Below are 1,615 nucleotides of genomic sequence, written 5' to 3'. Positions count from 1 at the left end.
GTCGACCCAGCGCGCGCCACCCCCCCCGCCGGGGGGCGGGCGCCTCCTGGCCACCCCGTCGCGGCCCGCCGGGCCCCCCCGGCCCCCCCGGGCCGCCCCCCGGGGGGCGGCCCGGACTCTGCCGTCTACCCGGCGCCGGCTGTGCGGGAGCACCGCCGTGCGCTCCGGAGGACCCGAACCCATGTCCCGCACCATCGACAACGCCCCGTATACCGCCTTCCACCGGCGGCTGGCCCTGGCCTGTTCCGGCGGCCCGCTGCTCGACGGCTACATCCTGAGCATCGTCGGCGTGGCCCTGATCGGCATGCGCCCGGACCTCGGGCTGTCCACCGCCGACGTCAGCCTGATCGGCGCCGCCGCGCTGCTCGGCATGTTCGTCGGCGGCGCGCTCTTCGGCGTGCTGACCGACCGCATCGGCCGGGAGGTGATGTACACCGCCGACCTGCTCGTCATGATCGTCTGCTCGGTGCTCTCCTTCTGGGTCGACGGGGTGTGGGCGATCGCCGTGCTGCGCTTCGTGCTCGGCACGGCCGTCGCCGCCGACTACCCCATCGCGACCTCGCTGCTCGCCGAGTGGCTGCCCGCCCGCGACCGCGGCCGGCTGCTCGGCAAGCAGATCATCGCCTGGTACGCCGGCTCCGTGCTGGCCTACCTGGTCGGCTACCTCTTCCTGCAGGCCGGCGGCCAGGGCAGCTGGCGCTGGATGCTGGCCAGCTCCAGCCTGCTGTGCGCCGTCTTCCTGGTCATCCGCCGCGGCACGCCCGAGTCGCCGCGCTGGCTCGCCGCCCACGGCCGGGTCGGCGACGCCGTCCGCGCCGTGGAGAAGCACCTGGGCGTGCGGGTGGACGGCCGCGAGCTGATGCCCGACCCGGCCGCGTCCGCCGGCCCCGCCGGGCTGCGCCTGCTGCTGACCCCGCCGTACCGCCGCCGCACGCTCTTCTGCGGCCTCTTCTTCTTCTGCCAGGTCGGCCCGCTGTTCGCGATGCTGACCTTCGGCCCGCAGATCCTCGGCTCCTTCGGCATGCCGGGCGGCACCGTCCTGGACACCCTCGGCACCGGCCTGATCAGCCTGGTCTTCCTGCTCGGCTGCTACCCGGCGCTGCGCCTGATCGACACCCGCGGCCGCCGGCCGGTGATCGTCTGGTCGTTCGCGCTGATGATCCTCCCGCTGGTGCTGCTCGGCGTCTGGCCGGCCGCCCCGGCGGCCGTCGCGGTGACCGCGCTCTGCGCGTACGCCTTCCTGTGCGGCGGTCCGAACGTCCTGGACTGGACCTACCCGAACGAGCTCTTCCCGACCGAGATCCGCGCCACCGCGGTCGGCGTCGCCACCTCGGTCAGCCGGATCGGCGCGGCCGTCGGCACCTACCTGCTGCCGCTCTCGCTGAACGGGCTCGGCACCGGCCCGACCATGCTGATCGCGGCCGGCGCCACCGCGCTCGGCCTGCTGGTCTGCGTGCTCTGGGCCGAGGAGACCCGCGGCACCGCCCTCGGCGCCGCGGCCACCGGCGACGCCGCCGCACCGGCCCGGCGGACCCCGGTGCCGGTGAGCTGACCCGGGGGCGGGCCGGCGGGGCGGCGGGGGGGGGGGGCCGCGCGCCACCCCCCGCCCCGCGCC

Annotated in this window: 1 protein-coding gene; it reads left to right on the top strand. The window is 76.5% G+C overall.

The features are described from left to right. Positions 1-181: 181 nt before the first annotated feature. Positions 182-1,552, top strand: coding sequence for an MFS transporter (locus ACFV0G_RS39155; protein ID WP_380558624.1), 1,371 nt, complete (start codon positions 182-184; stop codon positions 1,550-1,552). Positions 1,553-1,615 lie beyond the last annotated feature (63 nt).

This window comes from Kitasatospora sp. NPDC059571, assembly GCF_042735675.1.
Taxonomy (GTDB): domain Bacteria; phylum Actinomycetota; class Actinomycetes; order Streptomycetales; family Streptomycetaceae; genus Kitasatospora.
Note: the sequence above shows the minus strand (reverse complement) of the source record. Positions and strands in the feature narration are given on the sequence as shown.

Excerpts from the sequence above, each read along its gene's own strand:
- ACFV0G_RS39155 (WP_380558624.1), top strand. The coding sequence starts at position 182 with ATGTCCCGCACCATCGACAACGCCCCGTATACCGCCTTCCACCGGCGG.